Raw genomic sequence first — 19434 nt, 5'->3', positions numbered from 1 at the left:
CCATGGAGATTCTCATTGGCCTCGTGGTGCTCGCGGCCGTGGTCCTGGTGATCATGCGGGTGCGCAAGTCGTTCCGGCACGAGATCGACCGCGCCAAGCGGATCAAGCGCGCCAACGACGACAACCGGTGACTGACGAGCTGGAGACCGGCACCGTCCTTCCGGGCCCGGCCGCTCTCTACCGAGCGGTCGCGACGGCGGAAATGGTCACCTGGGCGCTGTTGCTGCTCGCCATGGTGCTCAAGTACACCGGCGTGAGCGAGGCCTTGATGTCCACGGCCGGCGGCCTGCACGGATTCGTGTTCCTGTGCTACTGCGTGGTGGCGGTGGGCGTGTGGATCAACCAGCGGTGGACCGCAGGCCGAGGCCTCGGCGCCGTTCTGTTGGCCGTGGTGCCGTTCGCCACGTTGCCGTTCGAACGGTCGCTGGCCCGCCGTGGTGAACCGGACGAGACGTGGAGACTGGCGGACGGAAACGCCCCGCGGGGATTCTGGGAGAATCTCGAAGCCTGGGCGCTGCGCAACGTGGCGCTGGCGCTGATCGTGGTGGTGGCCGTCGTCGTGGTGGTGTTCGCGACGCTGCTGATGGCAGGGCCGCCGGACCAGTGGTTCGGGTGAATTCGCGCCCGCCGCACTGATCTGTCATACTGGATCAGTTGCTCAAGCGCTTGGGCGTGTGTGGAGCGTGTCTTTCACCGACTGACTCCGCCGCCTAGGACCAAATACAACGCACAATCCCCATCAGTATCTGGCGGTCCTGTGAACCTCCGTGCCTGCGGAGCAGTTTACGACACGCCCGACTGCGTGGGTCGATGCCCCGGCAGGGCGAGGAACCCGGACTATTCCGGATTCGGCCTGTGCGGGTGAAGGAAAGAAGCGCGGGACCGGTTCGCCGGGCCCGTCGCACACAGGGACAGGTACGGACTACAAGTACGAAAGAGGCATGACGCCATGGCGGGACAGAAAATCCGCATCCGGCTGAAGTCGTATGACCACGAGGTCATCGATACTTCGGCTCGGAAGATCGTCGACACGGTCACGCGCGCAGGCGCAACGGTGGTTGGCCCCGTGCCGCTGCCGACGGAGAAGAACGTGTACGTCGTGATCCGCTCTCCCCACAAGTACAAGGACAGCCGCGAGCACTTCGAAATGCGCACGCACAAGCGGCTGATCGACATCATCGATCCGACGCCGAAGGCCGTTGACTCGCTCATGCGCCTCGACCTCCCGGCCGACGTCAATATCGAAATCAAGCTCTGAGAGGGAGGTGCTGAGAAACTATGACCATCACGCGTAACGTCAAGGGCCTGCTGGGCACGAAGCTCGGCATGACCCAGGTGTGGGATGCCGACAACAAGCTCATCCCCGTCACCGTCGTGCAAGCCGAACCCAACGTCGTCACCCAGCTGCGCCAGGAAGAGACCGACGGCTACACCGCCGTGCAGCTCGCCTACGGCCAGATCGATCCTCGTAAGGTCACCAAGCCGCTCGCCGGCCACTTCGAGAAGGCCGGAGTCACTCCGCGCCGTCACGTGGTCGAACTGCGCACCGGTGACATCGCCGACTACACGCTCGGCCAGGATCTCACCGTCGAGCTGTTCGAGGCCGGCCAGAAGGTCGACGTCATCGGCACCACCAAGGGCAAGGGCTTCGCCGGTGCCATGAAGCGTCACGGCTTCTCCGGCGTCGGTGCCTCCCACGGTGCCCACAAGAACCACCGCAAGCCGGGTTCCGTCGGTGGCGCGTCCACCCCGGGCCGCGTCTTCAAGGGCCAGCGACTGCCTGGACGTATGGGCGCCGTTCGCCAGACCACCCAGAACCTCACCCTCCACGGCATCGACGTGGAGAAGAACCTGCTGCTGATCAAGGGTGCCGTCCCTGGCCCTCGCAGCCAGGTCGTCCTGGTTCGCACTGCAGTGAAGGGAGCATGAGCAGATGGCTACCAATGAAGTGAAAACCGTTGACGTCGAGCTGCCCGCCGAGATCTTCGACGTCCAGGCCAACGTGCCGCTGATGCACCAGGTCGTGGTGGCCCAGCTGGCCGCCGCTCGCCAGGGCACCCACAAGGTCAAGCGCCGGGGCGAGGTCTCCGGTGCCGGCCGCAAGCCGTTCAAGCAGAAGGGCACCGGCCGCGCCCGTCAGGGTTCGATTCGCGCCCCTCAGATGACCGGTGGTGGCGTGGTCCACGGCCCCGAGCCGCGTGACTACTCGCAGCGCACCCCCAAGAAGATGAAGGCCGCCGCCCTGCGCGGTGCCCTGTCGGACCGTGCCCGCAACGGCCGCGTCCACGTCGTCGAGGAGCTCGTCTCCGGTACTCCGTCCACCAAGGCGGCCAAGGCCGCACTGGCGACGCTGGCCCCGGGCCGCAAGACCATCCTGCTGGTCATTGACCGCACGGATGACGCCTCGGCTCTGAGCGCCCGCAACCTGGACACGGTGCACACGCTGTACTTCGACCAGTTGAACACCTACGACGTCATGGTCAGTGACGACGTGGTCTTCACCCGTGCCGCCTATGAAGGCTTCGTCCAGGCGGCGTCCGTCACCGCTTCGGCCGCGAAGGCCGGCGCACAGAAGGAGGATGCCAAGTGAGCGGCTCCATCAACAAGAACCCCCGCGACGTGGTCATTGCCCCGGTCGTGTCGGAAAAGAGCTACGGCCTGATCGACGAGGGTAAGTACACCTTCCTGGTCGACCCGCGCTCCAACAAGACCGAGATCAAGCAGGCGGTGGAGTCCATCTTCTCCGTCAAGGTTGACTCGATCAACACCCTGAATCGCGCCGGCAAGCGCAAGCGCACGAAGTTCGGTTGGGGCTCTCGCAAGAGCACCAAGCGTGCGGTCGTGACGCTTCGCGAGGGCACGATTGACATCTTCGGAGGTCCGCTCGCCTGAGGCGTAGCGGAGACCACTTAATCGAGGAACTGACACATGGCTATCCGTAAATACAAGCCGACCACTCCGGGCCAGCGCGGCTCATCCGTGGCCGACTTCGCAGAAATCACCCGAGACAGCCCGGAGAAGTCGTTGCTTCGCCCGCTCTCCAAGAGCGGCGGCCGCAACAGCTCCGGCAAGATCACGACCCGCCACAAGGGCGGCGGCCACAAGCGCCAGTACCGCGTCGTCGACTTCCGTCGTCACGACAAGGACGGCGTGCCGGCGAAGGTCGCTCACATCGAGTACGACCCGAACCGCACCGCCCGCATCGCCCTGCTCCACTACGTGGACGGCACCAAGCGCTACATCTTGGCTCCGGCCAAGCTGCGCCAGGGGGACACCGTGGAGGCCGGCGCCACTGCCGACATCAAGCCCGGCAACAACCTGCCGCTGCGCAACATCCCGCTCGGCACCGTCATCCACGCGGTGGAACTGCGTCCCGGCGGCGGCGCCAAGCTGGCCCGCTCGGCCGGTTCGTCCATCCAGCTCGTCGCTCGTGAGGGAAAGTACGCCCAGCTGCGTCTGCCCTCCGGCGAGATCCGCAACGTGGACGTCCGCTGCCGCGCGACGGTCGGCGAGGTCGGCAACGCCGAGCAGTCCAACATCAACTGGGGCAAGGCCGGCCGCATGCGGTGGAAGGGCGTTCGCCCGACCGTCCGTGGTGTGGTCATGAACCCGGTTGACCACCCGCACGGCGGTGGTGAGGGCAAGACCTCCGGTGGTCGCCACCCGGTCAACCCCAACGGCAAGCCCGAGGGCCGCACCCGCCGCCCGAACAAAGACAGCGACAAGCTCATCGTGCGCCGTCGCCGTACCGGCAAGAACAAGCGATAGGAGCCTGGAGACATGCCACGCAGCCTGAAGAAGGGCCCCTTCGTTGATCAGCACCTCTACCTAAAGGTGGACGCTGAGAACGAAAAGGGCACCAAGAACGTCATCAAGACCTGGTCCCGCCGGTCCATGATCATCCCCGACATGCTCGGGCACACGATCGCGGTGCACGACGGACGTAAGCACGTCCCGGTGTTCATCACCGAGTCGATGGTCGGGCACAAGCTCGGCGAATTTGCCCTGACGCGGACTTTCCGCGGACACGTGAAGGACGACCGGAAGGGTAAGCGTCGCTGATTGCGACGTTTACTCGCCCGAGACACTCGAAAGAAGGAAAGCAATGGAAGCCAAGGCAATTGCGCGCCACTTGCGCGTAACGCCGATGAAGGCCCGGCGCGTCGTCGACCTTGTCCGTGGCAAGCAGGCGAACGAAGCACTGGCCGTCCTGAAGTTCGCCCAGCAGGGCGCTTCGGAACCCGTGTACAAGCTGGTTGCCTCCGCGGTGGCCAACGCCCGGGTCAAGGCCGACCGTGAGGGCCTGGCGTTCAACGAGGACGCTCTGTTCATCACCGAGGCCTTCGTCGACGAAGGACCGACCATGAAGCGATTCCGGCCGCGCGCCCAGGGCCGCGCCGGACGCATCAACAAGCGCACCAGCCACGTCACCGTGGTCGTTGCCACCGAGGAAGAGGAGGGGAAGTAACCCATGGGTCAGAAGATCAACCCGAACGGTTTCCGCCTCGGCATCACCACCAACCACGTGTCCCACTGGTTCGCTGACTCCAACAAGGAGGGGCAGCGCTACAAGGACTTCGTGAAGGAAGACATCAAGATCCGCGAGCTGATGACCCACGGCATGGAGCGCGCCGGCATCTCGAAGGTGGAGATCGAGCGGACCCGTGACCGTGTGCGTGTGGACATCCACACCGCTCGCCCCGGCATCGTCATCGGTCGCCGCGGCGCCGAGGCCGATCGCATCCGTGGCGAGCTGGAAAAGCTCACCGGCAAGCAGATCCAGCTGAACATCCTCGAGGTCAAGAACCCCGAGGTCGACGCTCAGCTGGTCGCCCAGGGTGTTGCGGAGCAGCTTGCTTCTCGCGTGGCCTTCCGCCGCGCCATGAAGAAGGCCATCCAGTCCGCCACTCGTGCGGGTGCCCAGGGCATCCGTATCCAGTGCGCCGGCCGTCTGGGCGGGGCCGAGATGTCCCGCTCGGAGTTCTACCGTGAAGGCCGTGTGCCGCTGCACACCCTGCGCGCGAACATCGACTTCGGAAAGTTCGAAGCCAAGACCACCTTCGGCCGCATCGGCGTGAAGGTCTGGATCTACAAGGGCGACCTGACGGCCAAGGAATTGGCCGCGAAGGAAGCCGCTGCACCGTCCGGCCGCGGAGGCCGCGGTGGCGATCGTCGTGGCCCCGGCGGCGGTGACCGTCGTCGTCGCAACGACCGCGCACCGCGTCAGGACTCGGCTGCGGCAGGCTCTGCGCCCGCTGAAGGAGGCAACGCCTGATGTTGATTCCCCGTCGAGTCAAGCACCGCAAGCAGCACCATCCGAAGCGTTCGGGCATGGCCAAGGGCGGTACCACCGTCTCCTTCGGCGAGTGGGGCATTCAGGCACTGAGCCCCGCCTACGTCACGAACCGTCAGATCGAGTCCGCTCGTATCGCCATGACCCGTTACATCAAGCGTGGCGGCACCGTGTGGATCAACATCTACCCGGACCGTCCGCTCACCAAGAAGCCGGCTGAAACCCGTATGGGTTCCGGTAAGGGTTCCCCCGAGTGGTGGGTCGCCAACATCAAGCCGGGTCGTGTGCTCTTCGAGCTCTCCGGCGTCAGCGAGGACGTGGCCCGCGAGGCGCTGCGACTGGCTATGCACAAGTTGCCGCTGAAGGCACGTATCGTCCGCCGAGAGGGTGGTGAGTGATCATGGCTACCGGTTCGAAGGAACTGAACGTCGAGGCCCTGGACGGTCTGGACAACGCCCGTTTGGCCGAGGAGCTCAAGCGCTCCAAGGAGGAACTGTTCAACCTGCGGTTCCAGTCGGCCACCGGCCAGCTGGACAACCACGGCCGGTTGAAGACCGTCAAGCGCGACATCGCCCGGATCTACACGATCCTGCGTGAGCGCGAACTGGGCATCCGCGAGGACGTCGAGGTGCCGGCAGAAGATGTCGCCGCCGAGAAGAAGTCGTCGAAGACTCGGAAGTCCCAGAAGAACGCTGAGAACGTCGAGAACGTCGAGAACACAGAGACAGAGGAGGAGGCCAAGTGACTGAGAACATCAACGCGACCACGGACTCCGTGAGCAGCGCAGCCACCGGCGCCGACTCCGAGCGCGGTTACCGCAAGACGGTCCGTGGCATCGTCGTCTCGGACAAGATGGACAAGACCATCGTCGTCGAGGTCGAGGATCTGAAGAAGCACGCCCTGTATGGCAAGGTGCTGCGTTCCTCGAAGCGGGTCAAGGCTCACGACGAGGAGAACACCGCCGGCGTCGGCGACCGTGTTCGTCTCTCGGAGACCCGGCCGCTGTCCGCCACCAAGCGGTGGCGCCTCGTTGAGGTCGAAGAACGCGCCAAGTGATCTCGTTCCGGTCCGGTGCTGACCGATGATCCAGTCGGCGATTCAGTCGAGGATCCAGCACTGACCGGTACCGCTCTCGGGCCCCGGCTTGCACTTGCCTTCGGGCAATTCGCACGCCGGGGCCTTGGTGCGCTAGGATAGACTGTCTGTGCGCCCTTGTAGGCGGGACTATCCACCCCGCGTGCCGAGGGTTTCGCAAAACTTCTCGACCAGCCGCCTCGGCCTTGCCCTGCGGATTGTTGGCTGTAGCAGCACCCATTCCCGTCTGATAGGGGAACGGTGATGCTCTACAGCTGCCGGTACCGCCCAGGGGCAGGGGTAAGCGGCCCGGGAACATCAAAATATCCGTTCCGCAAGGCTCACCCGGTTTTCGGGGGAGAACCAGCGCGACGACAGGAGTAACAAGTGATTCAGCAGGAGTCGCGGCTCAAGGTCGCCGACAACACCGGTGCCAAGGAAATCTTGACCATCCGTGTTCTCGGTGGGTCCGGTCGCCGCTACGCAGGCATCGGCGACACCATTGTCGCCACCGTGAAAGACGCCATCCCCGGCGGCAACGTCAAGCGGGGCGACGTCGTCAAGGCCGTCATCGTGCGAACGAAGAAGGAGCGCCGTCGCGCCGACGGTTCCTACATCAAGTTCGACGAGAACGCCGCCGTCATCCTCAAGACCGACGGCGAGCCGCGCGGCACCCGCATCTTCGGCCCCGTGGGCCGCGAGCTGCGTGACAAGAGGTTCATGAAGATCGTGTCGCTGGCACCGGAGGTGATCTGACCACCATGGCAAAGATCAAGAAGGACGATCTCGTCCAGATCATCGCTGGTAAGGACAAGGGCAAGCAGGGCAAGGTCCTGCGCGTCTTCCCGTCCCGTGACCGGGTGCTCGTGGAGGGCGTTAACCGCGTCACCAAGCACCTCCGCGCCGGCCAGAACAACAATGGATCCACCGAAGGCGGCCTGCAGGTCGTCGAGGCTCCCGTTCACGTGTCGAACGTGGCCGTGGTGGACCCCGAGACCAAGAAGCCGACCCGCGTGGGCTACCGCTTCGAGACCGTTGAGAAGAACGGCGAGAGCAAGGCCGTCAAGGTCCGCTTCGCCAAGGCCTCCGGAAAGGTGCTGTGATGACTGAGATCACTGAAACAGCAGCTCCCCAGGTGACCCCGCGCCTGAAGCAGAAGTACCGCGAAGAGATCCGCGAGGCCCTCCAGGGCGAGTTCAACTACCGGAACACCATGCAGGTGCCCGGTCTCGTCAAGGTCGTCGTGAACATGGGTGTCGGCGAGGCCGCCAAGGACTCGAAGATCATCGATGGCGCCGTGCGCGACCTGACCCTGATCACCGGCCAGAAGCCGCAGGTGACCCGGGCCCGGAAGTCCATCGCTCAGTTCAAGCTGCGCGAGGGCATGCCGATCGGTACGCACGCCACGCTGCGCGGTGACCGCATGTGGGAGTTCCTGGATCGTCTGGTCAGCTTCGCGCTGCCGCGTATCCGCGACTTCCGCGGCCTGTCCCCGAAGCAGTTCGACGGCAACGGCAACTACACCTTCGGTCTGGCCGAGCAGTCCGTCTTCCACGAGATCGACCAGGACAAGATCGACCGCGTGCGCGGCATGGACATCACTGTGGTGACCACCGCCAAGACCGACGACGAAGGCCGCGCCCTCCTGAGGGCCCTCGGCTTCCCGTTCCAGACGACCGACAAGCAGTAACGATCTACGTTGCAGGTCCCGACCGGTGTACCGGTGCGGGAAACCGTGACGAGGAAGGGCACCAGCCCACATGACCATGACAGATCCTGTCGCAGACATGCTGACGCGTCTGCGCAACGCCAACTCGGCCTTCCACGATTCCGTGGAAATGCCATCTTCCAAGCTGAAGGTGCGCGTGGCCGACATTCTCAAGTCCGAGGGCTACATCGCCGACTACAGGGAAGAGGACGCCACGGTGGGCAAGAAGCTCATCATCGAACTCAAGTTCGGTCCTCAGCGGGAGCGGTCCCTTGCGGGGCTGCGCCGTATCTCCAAGCCCGGTCTGCGCGTGTACGCCAAGTCCACCAACCTCCCGCATGTGCTGGGCGGCCTGGGCATCGCCATCCTGTCCACCTCCTCCGGTCTGCTCACCGACCGCCAGGCAGCCAAGAAGGGCGTGGGTGGGGAAGTCCTCGCCTACGTCTGGTAACGGCCGAGACGGAAGAAAGGTAGAACAGACATGTCACGTATTGGACGTCTTCCGATCACTGTGCCGTCCGGCGTCGAGGTGAACATCGATGGCTCGAACGTTTACGTCAAGGGACCCAAGGGGGAGCTGAGCCACGCAGTGGCCCGCCCCATCGAGGTCTCGCTCGAGGAGGGCACCATCTCGGTGACCCGCCCGAACGACGAGCGCGAGTCCCGTTCCCTGCACGGCCTGACCCGCACCCTGATCTCCAACATGATCGTGGGAGTCACCGAGGGCTTCCAGAAGCAGCTCGAGGTCATCGGCACCGGTTACCGCGTGCAGGCCAAGGGCTCCGACCTGGAACTGGCCTTGGGCTACTCGCACCCCGTCCCCGTCAAAGCGCCTGAAGGAATCTCCTTCAGCGTCGAAGGCAACAAGGTGACGGTGGCCGGCATTGACAAGCAGCGCGTCGGCGAGGCCGCCGCCAACATCCGCAAGCTGCGCCGTCCCGACCCGTACAAGGGCAAGGGCGTTCGCTATGCAGGCGAGGTTCTTCGCCGCAAGGCCGGAAAGGCAGGTAAGTAATGTCCACGCTGAAAGTGAAGGGCAAGGGGAAGTTCGTTTCCCGCACCCGCCGCCACTTGCGCGTTCGCAAGCGGATTTCCGGCACCGCCGTACGTCCCCGCCTGGTCGTCAACCGGTCCTCACGGCACATCTTCGTGCAGGTCGTCGACGACACCCGCGGTGTGACCGTGGCCTCGGCCTCCACCATGGAAGCCGACCTGCGCGCCCTCGACGGCGACAAGACCGCCAAAGCGACCAAGGTCGGCGAGCTGGTGGCTGAGCGGTGCAAGAGCGCCGGTATCGACGCCGTGGTCTTCGACCGTGGCGGCAACCGGTACCACGGCCGCGTGGCCGCCGTCGCCGACGGTGCACGGGAAGGTGGGCTGCAGCTGTGAGCGAGACCAACAATGAGAAGGACACTCAGGTGACCGAAAGCACTGAGAACACTGCCGTCGGCGGTGCTTCTGAAACCGCGGCCTCTGAGACCGCTGCTGGTTCGGCCAGCCAGTCCACCGAGGCCAACCAGGGCAACAGCCGTGGCGGGCGCGGCGGCAACGACCGCGGTGGCCGCGGCAACGACCGTGGTGGCAACGATCGTGGCGGCCGCGGTGGTCGTCGCGATGACCGTGGCGGCCGTGGTGGCCGCGATGACGACAAGGACAAGTTCCTGGAGCGCGTCGTCGCCATCAACCGTGTCTCCAAGGTGGTCAAGGGTGGACGTCGGTTCTCCTTCACCGCTCTGGTGGTCGTCGGTGACGGCGACGGCCTGGTGGGCATCGGGTACGGCAAGGCCAAGGAAGTTCCGGCTGCCATCTCCAAGGGTGTGGAAGAGGCCAAGAAGTCCTTCTTCCGCGTTCCGCGCGTCGGCTCCACCATCCCGCACTTGGTGCAGGGTGAGGACTCTGCCGGCGTGGTGCTCTTGCGTCCGGCGTCCCCGGGTACCGGTGTGATCGCCGGTGGTCCGGTCCGCGCCGTGCTCGAGTGCGCCGGCATCCACGATGTGCTGTCGAAGTCGATGGGGTCCGTGAACGTGATCAACATCGTGCGCGGCACCGTGGACGCCCTCAAGCAGCTGGAGGAGCCGCAGTCCGTGGCAGCCCGCCGTGGCAAGACCCTGGACGAGGTCGCTCCTCACGCGATGCTCCGCACCATCGAGGAGGATCGCGCCAAGAAGAGCGCAGGGAAGGCAGGTGTGGCCGTCAATGGCTAACTTCAGCACCCGGAAGAACGTCGCTGTCAGCGACGCGACGCTGGAAATCACCCAGATCAAGTCCGCCATCGGCGGAAAGCAGAGCCAGCGCGACACCCTGCGGTCCCTCGGCCTCAAGCGGATCGGCCACACGGTCACCCGCAAGGCTGACGAGGTGACTGTGGGCATGGTCAACACCGTGCCGCACCTGGTGAAGGTTGAGGAGGCCAACCATGGCTGAAAACGCTGAGAAGGCTGACCAGGCCGGGACCACTGAGAGCTCTGCTCTCAAGGTCCACGACCTGCGTCCGGCCCCCGGCTCCAAGAAGTCCAAGACCCGCGTGGGTCGCGGCGAGGCGTCCAAGGGCAAGACCGCTGGTCGCGGTACCAAGGGCACCAAGGCTCGTTACCAGGTTCGCGCGGGCTTCGAAGGCGGCCAGCTGCCGCTGCAGATGCGTCTGCCGAAGCTGCGCGGCTTCAAGAACCCGTTCAAGGTCGAGTACCAGGTCGTGAACCTGGACAAGCTGTCGGAGCACTTCCCGTCCGGTGGCGACGTCACCGTGGAGGATCTCGTGGCCAAGGGCCTGGTTCGCAAGAACCAGCCCGTCAAGGTCCTGGGCAGCGGCGAGATCTCTGTTGCCGTGAATGTGAAGGCCAACGCCTTCTCGTCCTCGGCCGTCGAGAAGATCTCCGCAGCTGGTGGCTCGACGGAGACTTTCTGACGAGAAACTCACTGATCACTGGTTGATCTGAAGACGGCCCCTGGGCCGCCGTCACCTCGATGCTTCGGTATGCGTCGAAGGGGATAGCGGCGCGGGGGCCGTCTTCTTTCCGATAGACTCGCTCAGTGGTTCCGGCAACGGCGTCATTCAGCGTGCCGCCAGTCCAGGCCCGACCACAGCAACCCCACCTCCAGGAGGACGCTTGTTCAGCGCGATTGCCCGGGTTTTCCGGACGCCCGACCTGCGGCGCAAAATCTGGTTCACCCTCGGGATCATCGTCATCTACCGTGTGGGTGCCTTCATCCCCGCGCCCGGAGTTGACTACAGTGCCGTGCAAACGTGCCTGGATCAGGGCAATACCAGCGGTGGTTTGTACTCCTTTGTGAACATGTTCTCTGGCGGCGCAATGCTGCAGGTGTCCATCTTCGCGCTGGGGATCATGCCGTATATCACCGCGGCGATCATCGTGCAGTTGCTGCGTGTGGTCATTCCCCGGTTCGAGGAGTTGCAGAAGGAAGGCGCTCAGGGCCAGTCCAAGCTGACCCAGTACACGCGTTACCTCACCGTGGCCCTGGCGCTGCTCAATGCGACCACCATCGTCTCCCTGGCCAGAACCGGCGCCCTGCTCGGGTGCAACCTGCCGATCGTGCCCAACGACAACTGGTGGACCGTTCTGCTGATGATCATCACGCTGACCTCCGGCACCGTGCTGATCATGTGGCTCGGCGAGCTCATCACCGAACGCGGCGTCGGCAACGGCATCTCTCTGCTCATCTTCCTGTCCATCGCCGCCGGCTTCCCGGCCGGCCTCGGCCAGATCTGGACCACGCAGGGGTGGCGGATCTTCGGGATCGTGCTGGTGGTCGGGCTGCTGACCATCATGGCCGTCGTCTTCGTCGAGGAGTCCCAGCGCCGAGTGCCGGTGCAGTACGCCAAGCGGCAGATTGGCCGCCGGACCGTGGGCGGGACCACCACCTACATTCCGATCAAGGTCAACATGGCCGGCGTGATCCCCGTGATCTTCGCATCGTCGATCATGATGCTCCCGGGCATCCTGGTTCAGTTCAACACCCCTCAGGACGGCACGGCGCCGGCCCCGTGGGTCGTCTTCCTGTCCGAGTACTTCGGGACGGGATCCCACCCGGTGTACATGCTGCTGTTCTTCCTGCTGACGATCGGCTTCACCTACTTCTACGTGACCATCACGTTCAATCCGGTGGAGATCAGCGACAACATGAAGAAATACGGCGGGTTCATTCCCGGCATCCGCGCGGGGCGTCCCACGGAGAAGTACCTGGAATACGTCATCAGCAGGATCACGTTCCCGGGCGCACTGTACCTTGGTGTCCTGGCGATGATCCCGATGATCGCCTTCGTCCTCATCAACGCGGATCAGAACTTCCCCTTCGGCGGTATTTCGATCCTCATCATGGTGGGCGTCGCGCTGCAGACCATCAAGCAGATCAATGCCCAGATGGAGCAGCACAACTACGAGGGACTGCTCCGGTAGCACGTCCCGGTCCCGACTCCCGTTCCTCCCCGAGACCCACCCCGAGTACCCACGTTCCTCCCGACTCCCGTTCCTCCCCGAGTTCCTCCTCAGTCGTACTCCTGAAGAACTGAACTGATCGACAGTAAGGAATACCAATGACCCGCATGCTGATCATGGGCCCTCCCGGGTCCGGCAAGGGCACCCAGGCGTCCCGAATCTCAGACAAGCTCGGCATCGTGGCCATTTCCACGGGTGACATCTTCCGGTACAACGTCAAGGAAATGACGGAACTGGGCAAGGAAGCCAAGAAGTACATGGACAACGGTGACTTCGTTCCCGACGACGTCACTAACCGCATGGTCGCCGACCGCCTCCGCCAGCCTGACGCCCAGCGCGGCTTCCTGCTGGACGGCTACCCGCGGACGGCGGGTCAGGTGGAGGCGCTGGACGCCATGTTGAAGGAAGACGGCCACGCCCTGTCCGTCGTCATCGAGTTGACGGTTCCCGACGACGAACTGGTCTCCCGCCTGCTCAGCCGCGCCGACACCGAGGGTCGGGCCGATGACACCAGCGAGGTCATTCAGCACCGCCTGGATCTCTACCATGAGCAGACCGAGGCCGTCATCGAGTCCTATGTGGACCGCGACATCGTGGCCCGCGTGGACGGTACCGGCCAGATCGACGACATCACCGAACGGCTGCTCCAGGCGGTCTACTCGGTGCGCGAACGCACCGGCAGCCTCCCGGTCGTGGAGTCGGTGGACGCCGGCGACGCGGAGTCCTGAATCACGGTGACACTCCTGTGATCCCTCGCCGCAAGATTGAACTGAAGACCACGGCGCAGATGCAGACCATGCACCGCGCTGGGCTGGTCCTTCACCGCGCCCTGGATGCCGCCGTCGCCGCAGCCGTGCCGGGAACGACGACGGCCGACGTCGACGCCGTGTTCGCCGAAGTGCTGCGCGATGCCGGTGCGACGCCGAATTTCCTGGGGTACTACGGATACCCGGCGACCATCTGCGCCTCGGTGAACGAGGAAGTGGTGCATGGGATCCCGGGGGAGCGCGTGCTCCAGGTGGGGGATGTGCTCAAGATCGACGGCGGCTGCATCATCGATGGCTGGCATTCGGATTCGGCACGAACCGTGGTGTTGGGCTCGGCCGAGGCCGGCACGGCTGACCCGGAGGACGAGCGGCTGTCCGAGATCACCCGCCAGGCCATGTGGCGGGGGATCGCGGCCTTTGCCACGGCCAAGTACGTGAGCGAGATCGGAGCGGCGATCGACGACTTCGTCTCGGCCCAGCCCGGTGCGCCCCTCGGCATTCTGCAGGACTACGTGGGCCACGGCATCGGTACCGCCATGCATCAGGCCCCGGATGTGCTGAACTACCGCTCGCGGCACCGCGGCCCCAAGATCATGCCGGGGCTGTGCCTGGCCATCGAGCCGATGCTGGTCCGTGGAGGACTGGCCACTGACGTCCTCGAGGACGACTGGACGATTGTGACCCGTGATGGTGCCCGGGCCAGCCAGTGGGAGCACTCGGTCGCCAGGCACGCCGGCGGACTGTGGGTGCTCACGGCGCCCGACGGCGGCGCGGTCGAACTCGAGCCCTTGGGTGTCGCCCCGGTCCCGCCGGGGGAGTAGTCGGGAGACTAGTATCCCGCGATTTCACTTCCCGCGCCGAAACCAGTAACATAGATTGCTGGTTGTCTCTGCGGTGAGTCGTGTTCGTCAAGGCTCGCGCAATCGTGGCGACCGGAAACATCCCCGCCTGGTTTCAGCCGCCCATGAGAGCACGTCATCCTTGCCGTGTCTCTACTCATGACCGGGACCTGGCACAACGTAAGTGGAGGACATGGCTAAGAAGGAAGGTGTCATCGAGATCGAGGGCACGGTCAGCGAGGCATTGCCCAACGCAATGTTCCGCGTCCGTCTGCAGAACGACCACGTCGTTTTGGCCACGATTTCGGGAAAGATGCGACAGCACTACATCCGGATTCTCCCCGAGGACCGGGTCGTCGTGGAACTTAGCCCGTACGACCTCAATCGGGGCCGTATTGTGTACCGCTACAAATAAACCCGACCACAACTAAACAGCAAGCGCTGGAGGAGGAACCATGAAGGTTCAGCCGAGCGTGAAGCGGATCTGCGACAAGTGCCAGGTGGTGCGCCGTAAGGGCATCGTCTTGGTGATCTGCGACAACCCACGCCACAAGCAGCGCCAGGGCTAATTTCGTCCCCGACGGGATCGTCCACGCGCAGCACCCTCAGATCCAACCGGATCGACAGCAGCACAGCTAGATCGGCCAGGACCCAGGTCCTGAGCGAGAAGGCAACCCCTGGACGCAAAGGCCGGGGACCCGAACCGCGGTGACGCTGGTCGGTGGAATCATCCTCCGGAACTTCGCCGGAGCCGCCGCTACAGCACCGCTGGGAAGAGATTCCCGAGGTGAGGGGACGTGCTGGTGCAGACCTTTGCTTCAGAAGAAATAAGGAGGACGGCCATATGGCACGTCTATCAGGCGTCGACATCCCGCGCGAGAAGCGCGTCGTCATCGCTCTTACGTACATCTTCGGTGTGGGCCAGACCCGCGCCGAGCAGACTGTTGAGGCGACCGGAATCGATCCGAACATTCGCGTCAAGGATCTGTCCGATGACCAGCTGGTTGCACTGCGCGACTACATCGAGACCAACTTCAAGGTTGAGGGCGACCTGCGCCGCGAGGTTGCAGCCGACATCCGCCGCAAGGTGGAGATCGGTTCCTACGAGGGTATTCGCCACCGCCGTGGCCTGCCCGTCCGTGGCCAGCGCACCAAGACCAACGCTCGTTCCCGCAAGGGCCCGAAGAAGACGGTTGCCGGCAAGAAGAAGTAAGCGTTCGCGCTTCTTCTCTTCCCGCCCCGTCGCTTCCTCATCAGACCAGCTTTCGTAGGAGAGACACATGCCCCCCAAGACACGTGCTGCGGTGTCCCGCAAGCCCCGTCGCAAGGACAAAAAGAACATCACCGTGGGCCAGGCCCACATCAAGAGCACATTCAATAACACCATCGTGTCCATCACGGACACCACCGGTGCGGTCATCTCGTGGGCTTCGGCCGGCGAGGTTGGCTTCAAGGGCTCCCGCAAGTCCACCCCGTACGCCGCTCAGATGGCCGCCGAGAAGGCTGCCAAGACGGCTCAGGATCACGGCATGCGCAAGGTCGACGTGTTCGTGAAGGGTCCGGGGTCAGGTCGCGAGACCGCGATCCGCTCGCTGCAGGCGGCCGGCCTCGAGGTCGGTTCCATTCAGGACGTCACCCCCTCTGCCCACAACGGTTGCCGTCCGGCCAAGCGCCGCCGCGTCTGACCACCGTGCCGAGCGCACGCCCACTGGTTGCTGGTCTTCGGTCGCTGATCTGAGACCGGGTGCCAGGGGCGTGCGCATCGGTGCATCCCAGCCCCTTATTCGTTTCCACCCATCGTGTGCGTCATATGGCGGACGCTCGCCGAAAGGAAATGTCAGTGCTCATTGCACAGCGCCCCACGCTGACTGAAGAAGTCGTTGCCGACAACCGTTCCCGGTTCATCATCGAGCCCCTGGAGCCCGGTTTCGGCTACACCCTCGGAAACTCTCTCCGCCGGACCCTGTTGTCCTCCATCCCGGGCGCTGCTGTCACCAGCATCCGCGTGGATGGGGTTCTGCACGAGTTCAGCACCGTTGCTGGTGTGAAGGAAGACGTCACCGAGGTCATCCTCAACATCAAGAAGCTTTCGGTCTCCTCGGAGCACGACGAGCCCGTCGTCGCCTACCTGCGTAAGCAGGGCCCCGGCGTCGTCACCGCCGCGGACGTCACGTCCCCGGCCGGCGTCGAGATCCACAACCCGGACCTGCACATTGCCACGCTGAACGGCAAGGGCAAGTTCGACATGGAGCTCATCGTCGAGCGTGGCCGCGGCTACGTGACGGCGGCCCAGAACAAGGCTGCCGATGCGGAAATCGGCCGGATCCCGGTCGACTCGATCTACTCGCCGGTCCTGAAGGTCACCTTCAAGGTCGAGGCGACTCGTGTTGAGCAGCGCACCGACTTCGACCGTCTGATCATCGACGTCGAGACCAAGGAGTCCATGCTTCCGCGTGACGCCGTGGCTTCGGCCGGCACCACTCTGGTGGAGCTCTTCGGTCTGGCCCGGGAGCTGAACGTGGAGGCTGAAGGCATCGAGATCGGCCCGAGCCCCACGGATACGACGGTGGCCGCCGACATGGCCCTGCCGATCGAGGACCTCGAGATGACCGTGCGCTCCTACAACTGCCTGAAGCGCGAGGGCATCCATACCGTTGGCGAGCTCGTTGCCCGGTCCGAGGCCGACTTGATGGACATCCGGAACTTCGGTGCCAAGTCCATTGACGAGGTCAAGGAGAAGCTGACCGAGCTGGGTCTGTCCCTGAAGGACTCCCCGGCTGGCTATGACCCCTCCATGCACTCCCAGGAGTCTGAAGAGGAGTCCTACGGCGAGTACTGAGGTCACTCGGTCTTGCTGTACCCCCACCAATAGTGTTCCTGATGGCCGGCAGCTGTCAGGGTCCATCTGAGGAGAATCACCAATGCCTACCCCCACTAAGGGACCGCGCCTGGGCGGCGGCCCTGCCCACGAGCGGATCATGCTGGCCAACTTGTCGGCCAACCTGTTCGAGCACAAGAAGATCACGACGACGGTGACCAAGGCCAAGCGCCTGCGTCCCTTCGCCGAGCGGCTGATCACGATCGCCAAGAAGGGCGATCTGGCTTCTCGTCGTAAGGTTCAGGGCATCATCTCGGCCAAGAACCGCACCAACAAGACGATCGTGCACGAGCTGTTCACCGTGATCGCCCCGGCCATGGCCGAGCGCGAGGGTGGTTACACCCGCATCACCAAGATCGGCAACCGTCACGGCGACAACGCTCCGATGGCCGTCATCGAGCTCGTCATGGACCCGGTGTCCCCGAAACAGGCCGTTGTCCAGGAGGCCGAGTCGGCAACCCAGGCGTCCTCCACTCCGGCCGCTGAGTCTTCTGACGCCGCTGAGGCTGAGGCGACTGAGACCGAGGCCCCTGAGGCTGAAGCGACCGAGTCTGAGGCCGCCATCGGCACCGACGCCACCGAAGAGAAGGCTGAGGAGAAGACCGAGGAGAAGTAGTCTCTTTGGGCTGATCCAACGGCTGGGCCGTTTACCGGCCCTCATCGACCCGACCCGCTGTTTCGCACTTCTCGTGCGGACTGGCGGGTCGAGTCGTTTAAGTAGCTCGTGTGAGCGGCGCGGTGAGGCAGCGCGTGTGAGCGGCGCACCGGCAATGGCTCGGTCGTTCGGGTGGTTCGAGTCCTGGCTTGAGAGCCTGGCTTTAGGATGGTCCTCATGTCCACGCCGTCTGAGCCTGCCCTGGTTCGCGTCCGCCTGGTCCTGGCGTACGACGGCACTGACTACAAGGGCTGGGCTGTTCAGCCACACCTTCCCACCGTTCAGGGCGCACTCGAGGGCGCATTGGCCACGATCATCCGGCGGCCGGTCCGTACGGTGGTCGCTGGTCGTACAGATTCCGGCGTGCACGCTCGGGGCCAAGTAGTTCACTTCGACCTCACCGACACCGAATGGAACGCGGTGACGCGGGGTAGAGCGGAGCTGGATCCGGGCCCGACCTTGGTCCGGCGGCTGGGCGGAGCCCTGAGCCATGAGCACGGGGCCTTGGTGGTGACGAACGCGGCCCGGGCGCCGGAGGGGTTTGACGCCCGTTTCTCGGCGCTGTGGCGCTCCTATAGCTATTCGATCAGTGATGCTCTCCAAACTCGGGATCCGTTGAACCGCCGGTTTACCCATTGGCACAAAACCCCGCTCGACGTCGAGCTGATGGATGCGGAAGCGAGATCGGTCCTGGGCCTTCATGACTTCCTGACCTTCTGTAAACCACGCGATGGCGCCACGACCATTCGCGAGCTGCAGGACTTTGGATTCACTCGCGACCCACAGTCCGGCATCATCCGTGCACATCTGCAGGCCGACGCGTTCTGCCACAACATGGTGCGGGCGCTCGTGGCGGCCTGCATGCAAGTCGGGGAGGGCCGTCACCCGGCTGGGTGGGTCGCCCAGCGGCTCGGAGCGATGGTGCGGGACTCGCAGACCCGGCTCGCCCCGCCACACGCCTTGGTCCTGGAGCACGTCGAATACCCCGACGTTGGCTCTGCTCCGAACGCTTTTGCCGCGCGAGCGGAGGGAACCCGCGCCAAGCGCAGACTCTGAGGGCTCTACGTCAAGCCCCTCCCCACGTCGCCGCCAGCACCACGGCGAGGGCGCCGAGCAACATGGCCGGTCCGAAGGCGAAGCGGTCCCGGCGGCCCGACCGTCGAATCACCACGAGCACCAGAGCCGTCATCCCGCCGAGGAGGAACCCGCCCAGGGCAGTCCACCACCAGGCGATCCAACCCAGCCACCCGCCGTACGCTCCGAGTACGGCCGCCAGTTTGACGTCGCCCATCCCGAGGCTGCCGGGCGAGATCAGCGCCAGGACAAGGTAGATCGCGAACAAGGCCACCCCTCCCGCCCCCGCGCCGAGGAGCCGGATGGGCTCGCCCACACCGAGCGCCGCCACCCCCAGGGTGGCAGCGGCGACGATCGCGAAAGGGCCCACCAGCCGGTTCGGCAACAACCTACTGCGCAGATCGACCGCGCCCAGGAGCACGACGCCGGCCCCGAGCCAGAGCGCCGCCGGCCAAAACCACGCAGGGCGGGTCAGCAGGACGACCGCCGCCCAGACGACGCCCGTGGCCAAGGCCAGCCAGGGTCGCCACCGGCCCGGCAGAGCAGTGCCTTTCCCGCCATTCCCGCGGGCACCGCGTGCGGCGAGCCGCCAGCCCCAGTGGCCGACGAGGGCTCCGGCCAGCGCGGTCAACCCGGCCAGGGCGGTCACGAGAAAGATTCCGAGGTTCCCCACGGGTATCACGGTGTACAGC

Annotated in this window: 33 protein-coding genes; 32 read left to right on the top strand and 1 reads right to left on the bottom strand. The window is 64.7% G+C overall.

From position 1 onward, the window contains the following. Positions 1-2: 2 nt before the first annotated feature. The 32 genes from ACFQQD_RS02040 (at position 3) to truA (ending at position 18724) form a co-directional block, all read left to right on the top strand. Complete coding sequence (locus ACFQQD_RS02040; RefSeq protein ID WP_378085683.1) at positions 3-131, top strand: hypothetical protein; 129 nt, start codon at positions 3-5, stop codon at positions 129-131. Beyond that, positions 128-616: a DUF3817 domain-containing protein gene (locus tag ACFQQD_RS02035; RefSeq protein WP_378085681.1), complete on the top strand. Its 489-nt coding sequence runs from the start codon at positions 128-130 to the stop codon at positions 614-616. The genes ACFQQD_RS02040 and ACFQQD_RS02035 overlap by 4 nt, the downstream gene beginning before the upstream one ends. A 333-nt stretch (positions 617-949) precedes the next feature. Then, entirely contained in the window at positions 950-1258 is a 309-nt protein-coding gene (rpsJ, locus tag ACFQQD_RS02030) for a 30S ribosomal protein S10 (RefSeq protein WP_010145320.1), read from the top strand. Between the two features lie 20 nt (positions 1259-1278). Continuing rightward, positions 1279-1929 (top strand): 50S ribosomal protein L3, encoded by a 651-nt coding sequence (gene rplC / locus ACFQQD_RS02025; protein WP_378085679.1) that lies wholly within the window; start codon positions 1279-1281, stop codon positions 1927-1929. 4 nt (positions 1930-1933) lie between these two features. Next, positions 1934-2590, top strand: a complete 657-nt coding sequence (gene rplD, locus ACFQQD_RS02020; protein WP_378085677.1) for a 50S ribosomal protein L4 — start codon at positions 1934-1936, stop codon at positions 2588-2590. Further along, positions 2587-2892 carry a 50S ribosomal protein L23 gene (rplW, locus tag ACFQQD_RS02015; RefSeq protein ID WP_378085675.1) on the top strand — a complete coding sequence of 102 codons (306 nt, stop codon included), beginning with the start codon at positions 2587-2589 and terminating at the stop codon, positions 2890-2892. Before rplD ends, rplW begins: the two co-directional genes overlap by 4 nt. Positions 2893-2928: 36 nt before the next feature. Continuing rightward, on the top strand, positions 2929-3768 hold the full coding sequence (rplB, locus tag ACFQQD_RS02010) for a 50S ribosomal protein L2 (protein WP_378085673.1): 840 nt from the start codon (positions 2929-2931) through the stop codon (positions 3766-3768). Between the two features lie 12 nt (positions 3769-3780). Beyond that, positions 3781-4062, top strand: coding sequence for a 30S ribosomal protein S19 (gene rpsS, locus ACFQQD_RS02005; protein ID WP_378085671.1), 282 nt, complete (start codon positions 3781-3783; stop codon positions 4060-4062). A 43-nt stretch (positions 4063-4105) separates the two neighbouring features. Next, complete coding sequence (rplV, locus tag ACFQQD_RS02000) at positions 4106-4468, top strand: 50S ribosomal protein L22 (RefSeq protein ID WP_378085669.1); 363 nt, start codon at positions 4106-4108, stop codon at positions 4466-4468. A 3-nt stretch (positions 4469-4471) separates the two neighbouring features. Next, on the top strand, positions 4472-5275 hold the full coding sequence (gene rpsC, locus ACFQQD_RS01995) for a 30S ribosomal protein S3 (protein ID WP_378085667.1): 804 nt from the start codon (positions 4472-4474) through the stop codon (positions 5273-5275). Beyond that, positions 5275-5691: a 50S ribosomal protein L16 gene (rplP, locus tag ACFQQD_RS01990; RefSeq protein WP_378085665.1), complete on the top strand. Its 417-nt coding sequence runs from the start codon at positions 5275-5277 to the stop codon at positions 5689-5691. The genes rpsC and rplP overlap by 1 nt, the downstream gene beginning before the upstream one ends. Positions 5692-5693: 2 nt before the next feature. Then, positions 5694-6038: a 50S ribosomal protein L29 gene (gene rpmC / locus ACFQQD_RS01985; RefSeq protein ID WP_378085663.1), complete on the top strand. Its 345-nt coding sequence runs from the start codon at positions 5694-5696 to the stop codon at positions 6036-6038. Between the two features lie 29 nt (positions 6039-6067). After that, positions 6068-6349, top strand: coding sequence for a 30S ribosomal protein S17 (gene rpsQ / locus ACFQQD_RS01980; RefSeq protein ID WP_378086086.1), 282 nt, complete (start codon positions 6068-6070; stop codon positions 6347-6349). Between the two features lie 405 nt (positions 6350-6754). After that, positions 6755-7123, top strand: coding sequence for a 50S ribosomal protein L14 (gene rplN, locus ACFQQD_RS01975; RefSeq protein ID WP_378085661.1), 369 nt, complete (start codon positions 6755-6757; stop codon positions 7121-7123). Between the two features lie 5 nt (positions 7124-7128). After that, entirely contained in the window at positions 7129-7470 is a 342-nt protein-coding gene (gene rplX, locus ACFQQD_RS01970) for a 50S ribosomal protein L24 (protein ID WP_378085659.1), read from the top strand. Continuing rightward, positions 7470-8057 (top strand): 50S ribosomal protein L5, encoded by a 588-nt coding sequence (gene rplE, locus ACFQQD_RS01965; protein WP_378085657.1) that lies wholly within the window; start codon positions 7470-7472, stop codon positions 8055-8057. Before rplX ends, rplE begins: the two co-directional genes overlap by 1 nt. A 70-nt stretch (positions 8058-8127) precedes the next feature. Continuing rightward, positions 8128-8526 (top strand): 30S ribosomal protein S8, encoded by a 399-nt coding sequence (rpsH, locus tag ACFQQD_RS01960; protein ID WP_378085655.1) that lies wholly within the window; start codon positions 8128-8130, stop codon positions 8524-8526. 30 nt (positions 8527-8556) lie between these two features. Next, positions 8557-9090, top strand: a complete 534-nt coding sequence (gene rplF / locus ACFQQD_RS01955; RefSeq protein ID WP_378085653.1) for a 50S ribosomal protein L6 — start codon at positions 8557-8559, stop codon at positions 9088-9090. Then, the gene (gene rplR, locus ACFQQD_RS01950; RefSeq protein ID WP_378085651.1) at positions 9090-9464 is read left to right on the top strand and encodes a 50S ribosomal protein L18; all 375 of its coding nucleotides are present in this window, start codon (positions 9090-9092) and stop codon (positions 9462-9464) included. The genes rplF and rplR overlap by 1 nt, the downstream gene beginning before the upstream one ends. Then, positions 9461-10279 (top strand): 30S ribosomal protein S5, encoded by an 819-nt coding sequence (rpsE, locus tag ACFQQD_RS01945; RefSeq protein WP_378085649.1) that lies wholly within the window; start codon positions 9461-9463, stop codon positions 10277-10279. Before rplR ends, rpsE begins: the two co-directional genes overlap by 4 nt. Next, positions 10272-10499, top strand: coding sequence for a 50S ribosomal protein L30 (gene rpmD, locus ACFQQD_RS01940; RefSeq protein ID WP_378085647.1), 228 nt, complete (start codon positions 10272-10274; stop codon positions 10497-10499). Before rpsE ends, rpmD begins: the two co-directional genes overlap by 8 nt. Then, a complete protein-coding gene (rplO, locus tag ACFQQD_RS01935; protein ID WP_378085645.1) occupies positions 10492-10980 on the top strand; it encodes a 50S ribosomal protein L15 in 489 nt (162 codons plus the stop codon). Before rpmD ends, rplO begins: the two co-directional genes overlap by 8 nt. Before the next feature lie 202 nt (positions 10981-11182). Next, positions 11183-12490 (top strand): preprotein translocase subunit SecY, encoded by a 1308-nt coding sequence (gene secY, locus ACFQQD_RS01930; RefSeq protein WP_378085643.1) that lies wholly within the window; start codon positions 11183-11185, stop codon positions 12488-12490. Positions 12491-12627: 137 nt separating this feature from the next. Beyond that, entirely contained in the window at positions 12628-13257 is a 630-nt protein-coding gene (locus tag ACFQQD_RS01925) for an adenylate kinase (RefSeq protein ID WP_378085641.1), read from the top strand. Positions 13258-13274: 17 nt separating this feature from the next. Next, positions 13275-14117: a type I methionyl aminopeptidase gene (map, locus tag ACFQQD_RS01920; protein WP_378085639.1), complete on the top strand. Its 843-nt coding sequence runs from the start codon at positions 13275-13277 to the stop codon at positions 14115-14117. A gap of 211 nt (positions 14118-14328) precedes the next feature. Further along, complete coding sequence (gene infA / locus ACFQQD_RS01915; protein WP_378085637.1) at positions 14329-14550, top strand: translation initiation factor IF-1; 222 nt, start codon at positions 14329-14331, stop codon at positions 14548-14550. Positions 14551-14590: 40 nt separating this feature from the next. After that, positions 14591-14704 carry a 50S ribosomal protein L36 gene (gene rpmJ / locus ACFQQD_RS01910; protein WP_378085634.1) on the top strand — a complete coding sequence of 38 codons (114 nt, stop codon included), beginning with the start codon at positions 14591-14593 and terminating at the stop codon, positions 14702-14704. Positions 14705-14979: 275 nt separating this feature from the next. After that, positions 14980-15348: a 30S ribosomal protein S13 gene (gene rpsM, locus ACFQQD_RS01905; RefSeq protein WP_378085631.1), complete on the top strand. Its 369-nt coding sequence runs from the start codon at positions 14980-14982 to the stop codon at positions 15346-15348. Between the two features lie 67 nt (positions 15349-15415). Further along, positions 15416-15820: a 30S ribosomal protein S11 gene (rpsK, locus tag ACFQQD_RS01900; RefSeq protein ID WP_378085629.1), complete on the top strand. Its 405-nt coding sequence runs from the start codon at positions 15416-15418 to the stop codon at positions 15818-15820. 155 nt (positions 15821-15975) lie between these two features. Then, entirely contained in the window at positions 15976-16974 is a 999-nt protein-coding gene (locus ACFQQD_RS01895; protein WP_378085627.1) for a DNA-directed RNA polymerase subunit alpha, read from the top strand. Between the two features lie 82 nt (positions 16975-17056). Then, a complete protein-coding gene (gene rplQ / locus ACFQQD_RS01890) occupies positions 17057-17629 on the top strand; it encodes a 50S ribosomal protein L17 (protein WP_378085625.1) in 573 nt (190 codons plus the stop codon). A gap of 207 nt (positions 17630-17836) precedes the next feature. Further along, on the top strand, positions 17837-18724 hold the full coding sequence (gene truA, locus ACFQQD_RS01885; protein ID WP_378085623.1) for a tRNA pseudouridine(38-40) synthase TruA: 888 nt from the start codon (positions 17837-17839) through the stop codon (positions 18722-18724). A 10-nt stretch (positions 18725-18734) separates the two neighbouring features. Here truA and ACFQQD_RS01880 read toward each other — a convergent pair whose 3' ends face one another. Further along, positions 18735-19415 (bottom strand): prepilin peptidase, encoded by a 681-nt coding sequence (locus tag ACFQQD_RS01880; protein WP_378085621.1) that lies wholly within the window; start codon positions 19413-19415, stop codon positions 18735-18737. Positions 19416-19434: the final 19 nt, after the last annotated feature.

Origin of the sequence: Citricoccus sp. GCM10030269 (assembly GCF_042665635.1) — a bacterium.
Classification (GTDB): Bacteria; Actinomycetota; Actinomycetes; order Actinomycetales; family Micrococcaceae; genus Citricoccus.
The sequence above is the reverse complement of the archived record's forward strand: the minus strand, read 5'-3'. Positions and strand labels throughout refer to the sequence as shown.